The sequence below is a fragment of the Streptomyces sp. NPDC058240 genome (assembly GCF_042882135.1).
Lineage (GTDB): Bacteria > Actinomycetota > Actinomycetes > Streptomycetales > Streptomycetaceae > Streptomyces.
Genome location: NZ_JBHVWT010000101.1, coordinates 3,637 through 9,017, shown reverse-complemented (window position 1 = coordinate 9,017; position 5,381 = coordinate 3,637). Strand labels below are relative to the sequence as shown.

General features: G+C 72.5%; 3 protein-coding genes and 1 pseudogene. 2 read left to right on the top strand and 2 right to left on the bottom strand.

The features are described 5' to 3' along the window. Together ACFVX4_RS41050 and ACFVX4_RS41045 are read right to left on the bottom strand one after the other, a co-directional pair. On the bottom strand, positions 1 to 318 hold a 318-nt coding region (locus ACFVX4_RS41050), incomplete at its 3' end, for a TSUP family transporter (protein WP_389988314.1). Continuing rightward, a pseudogene (locus ACFVX4_RS41045) lies at positions 201 to 1,547 on the bottom strand (rhodanese-like domain-containing protein); the annotation flags it as partial. The gene ACFVX4_RS41050 and the pseudogene ACFVX4_RS41045, both read right to left, overlap by 118 nt. A gap of 164 nt (positions 1,548 to 1,711) precedes the next feature. Between ACFVX4_RS41045 and ACFVX4_RS41040 the strand changes: the two are divergent. After that, the gene (locus ACFVX4_RS41040; RefSeq protein ID WP_389988311.1) at positions 1,712 to 2,443 is read left to right on the top strand and encodes a PIG-L deacetylase family protein; all 732 of its coding nucleotides are present in this window, start codon (positions 1,712 to 1,714) and stop codon (positions 2,441 to 2,443) included. A gap of 203 nt (positions 2,444 to 2,646) precedes the next feature. Beyond that, positions 2,647 to 5,331, top strand: a complete 2,685-nt coding sequence (locus tag ACFVX4_RS41035) for a beta-N-acetylglucosaminidase domain-containing protein (protein WP_389988308.1) — start codon at positions 2,647 to 2,649, stop codon at positions 5,329 to 5,331. Positions 5,332 to 5,381 lie beyond the last annotated feature (50 nt).

The window sequence follows — 5,381 nt, the reverse complement described above, 5'->3', positions numbered from 1 at the left end:
GGTGAGGGACGTCGCGATGACGATGAGGAGTCCGGCGGTGGTGGCCGCGGCCGGATCGAAGCCGAGCAGGTAGATCAGCGCGGGGACGGCGAGCACGCTTCCGCCGCCGCCCAGTCCGCCGAGTGCCAGGCCGACCACCGCACCGGCGGCCAGCGCCACGACCAGTGCGGTCATGGGGCGGGCACGGGGACGGTGGGACACAGGCCGGCCTGCGCCGCCGCGCCGAAACCGTCGTCGACGGCCACCACCTCGCGCCCCGCCGCGTCCAGCATCGACGCGGCGATGGCCGCCCGCGTCCCGCCCGCGCAGTGCACCCACACGACGCCCGGCGGCACCTCGCCCAGCCGCTTCGGCAGCTCGTGCAGGGGGATGTGCACCGCCCCCGTGACCGCACCCGCACGGTGCTCGGAGTCCCTGCGCACATCGAGTACGACCGGATCCTCGCCCCGCTCCCGGGCCGCCGCCAGGCCCGCGAAGTCGGACCTGCGCGACGACCGCAGCGCCGTCGCCGTGCCCGCCCAGTCCTCGGGACCGCCGGTGGCCGCCGCGACCGGACGGCTCATGCCGACGCGGGACAGCTCCCGCTGTGCCCAGGCTATGTCGGTGGCGGTGCTCGCCAGCAGGGTGACCGGCTTGCCCCACGGGATCAGCCAGGCCAGATACGTGGCGAGCCGGCCCTCGCCCTCGAAGTTGAACGATCCGGTGACGTGCCCCTCGGCGAACGCCACCCTGCTGCGCAGATCCACCACCCACTCGCCCGCGGCCAGCCGCCGGGCGATCTCCTCGGCATCGGCCGGGTCGGGCGGGGTCAGATCCAGCGGGGCCGGTCCTGCGGCATTGGCCGGGCCCATGTGCGCGTAGTACGCGGGGACATCGTCCAGAGCGGCGAGCAGGTCCGCGACAAAGGTGTCCACGTCCTTGACCAGCGCGTCGTTCCGCTCGCGCTCGTCGCCGATGGTCGTGGCCGACCCCTCGGCCTGCGAGGACGAACAGAAGCTGCCGAAGCCGTGCGTGGGCAGCACGGGCACGGCGTCCGCGAGCTCATCGGCGAGCCGGTGCGCGGAGGCGTGCTGGGCGCGGGCCAGTTCGGCGGTGAGCCGGGGCTCCACCAGATCGGGCCGGCCCACACTGCCGATCAGCAGCGAGCCGCCGGTGAAGACGGCCACGTCGCGGCCCTCCTCCACCAGCACGTAGGACGTGTGGTGCGGGGTGTGCCCGGGGGTGGCGAGTGCACGCAGCGCGAGGCCGTCGTCGACCGGGGTGACGTCACCGTCCGAGACCGGGACACGGGCGAAGGCGACCCGGGCTGCGGCGGGCACCAGGTACCGCGCCCCGGTGACGCGCGCCAGCTCCAGACCGCCCGTCACGTAGTCGTTGTGCAGATGCGTCTCCACCACCAGGGCGATCCGCACGCCGCGCCGGGCGGCAGCGGCGATGACCCGGTCGATGTCGCGCGGCGGGTCCACGACCACGGCGGACCGCTGCCCGCCCGCCAGATAACTGCGGTTGCCGAGACCCGCTGTCTCGATGGTGTCGACGAAGAACACGACACGGCTCCTTCCGTGATGCTTTACCCCAGGGGGTATCTCTGAGTCAGGCTAACACCGATACCCCTGGGGGTATTCATATGCGGGGTGAGACGTGCGATACGCCGGGGAAGGCGTCCGTGGAACGCGCGGCGCGGCCGATCGCGGGGCGCTAGCCTGCCGACATGACGGAGCAGCTCACGCCCATGCCCACGGACTGGCGGCGCGCCCTCGCCGTGGTCGCGCACCCCGACGACCTGGAGTACGGCTGTGCGGCGGCGGTCGCGGGGTGGACCGACGGCGGTCGCGAGGTCTCCTACCTCCTCGCCACCCGTGGCGAGGCCGGCATCGACACGCTGGAACCGGAGAAATGCGCGCCGTTGCGCGAGCGGGAGCAGCGGGCGAGTGCCGCGGTCGTCGGCGTCTCCACCGTGGAGTTCCTCGACCACCGCGACGGCGTGATCGAGTACGGCCTCCCGCTGCGCCAGGACATCGCCGCGGCCATCCGCAGGCACCGCCCCGAGCTGGTCATCACACTCAATCACCGGGACACCTGGGGCGGCGTCGCCTGGAACGCCCCCGACCACCGGGCGGTCGGCCGCGCCACCCTGGACGCCGCGGCCGACGCGGGCAACCGCTGGATCTTCCCGGAGCTCGCGGAGGCGGGGCTCCAGCCGTGGAACGGGGTGCGGTGGGTCGCGGTCGCCGGGTCGAGTGCACCCACTCATGCTGTCGACGCCACGGCCGGGCTGGAGCGTTCGGTGAAGTCGCTGCTGGCCCACCGTACGTACATCGAAGGGCTGACGGAGGAGGACCCCGAGGCGTACTGCCGCACCTTTCTGGCGGGTCACGCGTGGGCCGAGGGGGAGCGGTTCGGTGGTCGTCCGGCAGTCACGTTCGAGCTGTTCGCTCGCTGAGTCCGGTCCGGGCTCCGCCCGTCATGTGCGTTCCGGCTCTGCATGTTCGGTGTCGGGCTTGCACGGGTACCGCTTCCGGAGGGCAAAAGCCCAGGTCCACGTGTTGATGTTGTCCAGACCATTGACATGTAAGCGCCACGATGTTGAATTCGGTGTTGCTGTGTTGCGCGACTCTGGTGACTTGAGTGATCAATGGAGGACTAGTGACGCCTCGCCCACCCCGTCTCACCGCGCTCGGTACGGCGGCGACCCTGCTCGTCGGCGGTCTGCTGACCGCCGTGCCGCCCGCCCAGGCGGCCGACGGTGCCCGCACCGCCACCCCGGCGAAGGCCGCCGCCGACCGGCCGGCCCCCGCCATCACGCCGACTCCGCAGTCCGTGAAGACCCGGGCCGACCGGATCACCATCAGCCCGACCGTCACCGTGGTGGCGGGTGGAACCTCCGACGAGTCCGCCATCCAGGTCGTGGAGAGCGCGCTGCGCCGAGCCGGCGCCCAGCGCGTCGTACGCGGCGACAGACCCGCCCGGAACGGTCTCACGGTCCATGTCGGTGACGCGGCCGCGCTCGCCGCGCAAAAGATCGAGGGCCCGTCCGCGCTGCCCGCCGACGGCTATGTGCTCGGCATCGGCGCCGATCGCATCGTCCTCGCGGGCAAGGACACCACGGGCACGTACTACGCCGCGCAGACGCTGCGTCAGATCCTGCCGCACACCGAGCATCCTGGCGCCCGGGTCGCCGGACTCGCGGTGCGCGACTGGCCCGGCACCGCGCTGCGCGGCGTCATCGAAGGCTTCTACGGCACCCCGTGGTCGCACGAGGCGAGGCTCGACCAGCTCGACTACTACGGCGAGCACAAGATGAACATCTACGTGTACTCGCCGAAGGACGACGCGTATCTCCGTGCGAAGTGGCGCGACGCCTACCCGGCCGACCAACTGGCCGGGATCAAGGAGCTCGCCGACCGGGCCGCGCAGCGGCATGTGGAGTTCACGTACGCGCTCTCGCCCGGCCTCTCCGTGTGTTATAGCTCCGACGCCGACGCCGAGGCGCTGGTCGAGAAGTTCCAGACCATCTGGGACATCGGCGTACGCACCTTCGCCGTGCCGCTCGACGACATCAGCTACACGGACTGGAACTGCGCCGAGGACAAGGCGAAGTGGGGGACCGGCGGCGGTGCGGCGGGCGCGGCGCAGGCCTATCTGCTCAACCGGGTCAACAAGGAGTTCATCGCCACCCACCCGGGCGCCCAGCCGCTCCAGATGGTCCCGACCGAGTACTACAACGTCTCCGACTCGCCGTACAAGAAGGCGCTGTCCGAGCAGCTCGACCCCAATGTCCTGGTCGAGTGGACGGGCGTCGGTGTCGTCGCGCCGACCATGACCGTCGCACAGGCGGAGGCCGCCCGCACGGTCTTCGGCCACCCGATCCTGACCTGGGACAACTACCCGGTCAACGACTATGCGACGAACCGGCTGCTGCTCGGCCCGTTCAGCGGGCGTGAGAAGGGCCTGCCCGGCAAGCTGGCGGGGATCACGGCGAACCCGATGATCCAGCCGTACGCCTCGAAGATCGCGCTGTACACCGTCGCCGACTATGCCTGGAACGACGCCGCGTACGACCCCCGCACCTCATGGGGCGAGGGACTGAAGGAGTACGCGGGCGGTGACCCGCGCACCCAGCAGGCGCTGCGGGCCTTCGCCGACGCGAACTACAGCTCGGCCCTCAACAAGGACCAGGCCCCCGAACTGGCGGCGGAGTTCGCCCGCTACTGGAAGTCCGGTGACGCCGCCCGGCTCACCTCGGTGCTCGGTACGCTCGGCTCGGCGCCCGGCCGGCTGCGCTCCGGCCTCCCGGACCGCGGCTTCGTCGCCGACGCCGCCCCCTGGCTGGACGCGACCGGATCCTGGGCCACCGCCGCCCGGACCGCCCTGCGCATGGTCGAGGCGGCCCGCGCCGGAAAGGGCGCGCAGGCCTGGGAGTTGCGGCAGCAGCTGCCCGCACAGGTCACCGCGGCGAAGTCCTTCACCTACACCGGGCTCGACGGGAGCAAGGTGCCGGTCCTCGTCGGGGACGGCGTCCTGGACCGGTTCATCGACGCGGCCGACGCCGAGCACGACCGGATCCTCGGCGTGAGCGGCAGGCCCTCGGTCTCGACGAACCTCGGCACGTACCAGAGCAACGCCGTCGCCCGGGTACTGGACGGTGACGACTCCACCTACTTCTGGAGCGACGGGGCGCCCGCCGCGGGCGACGGGATCACCGTGGATCTCGGCCGGGTCCGGGACATCGGCTCCGTCACCCTCGCGATGGCCAAGCCCGGCAGCGCCGAGGACTACCTCCACCAGGGGGTGCTGGAGTACTCGGCCGACGGACAGAGCTGGCAGCAGCTCACCGCCTTCTCCGGAAAGCCGGACGTCAGCGCGACCGCGCCCGCCGGGACGAAGGCGCGCTACGTGCGGGCACGGGCGACCGAGGGCCAGGACAACTGGCTCGTCGTACGGGAGTTCAGCGTTCCGACGGACGACGGCGCGGTGACCGGAGGGCCGCCCGCCGCGGCCGGATCCTCGCTGCGCGCGGCGTCCGACGGGGACCCGGGCACCGTCTACCGGGCGGCTCGCGCCCCGGAGGCCGGGGAGACGCTGGAGCTGGGGCTCGGCGTCGCACGTGCGGTGCCCTCGATCACCGTTCTGCAGCCGGCCGGCTCCACGGCCCGTGCCGACATCCAGCTGCGGGCGACCGACGGAACGTGGCGGACCGTCGGCGCGCTCGACGGCCCGTACACCCGGGTGGACACGGCCGGTCGCACGGCCGCCGCGGTGCGGCTCGCCTGGCGCGCCGGTTCGGCGGCACCGCAGATCGCCGACGTGGTGGTGGCCGGCCAGGGCTGACGCCCGCGCACGGCACCGTCCCGCGCCCGGTCCGGACCGAAGCTCCCTTC

What these genes read in the sequence shown, in the direction of transcription:
- ACFVX4_RS41040 (WP_389988311.1), top strand. Translation starts at nt 1,712, where the DNA reads ATGACGGAGCAGCTCACGCCCATGCCCACGGACTGGCGGCGCGCCCTC.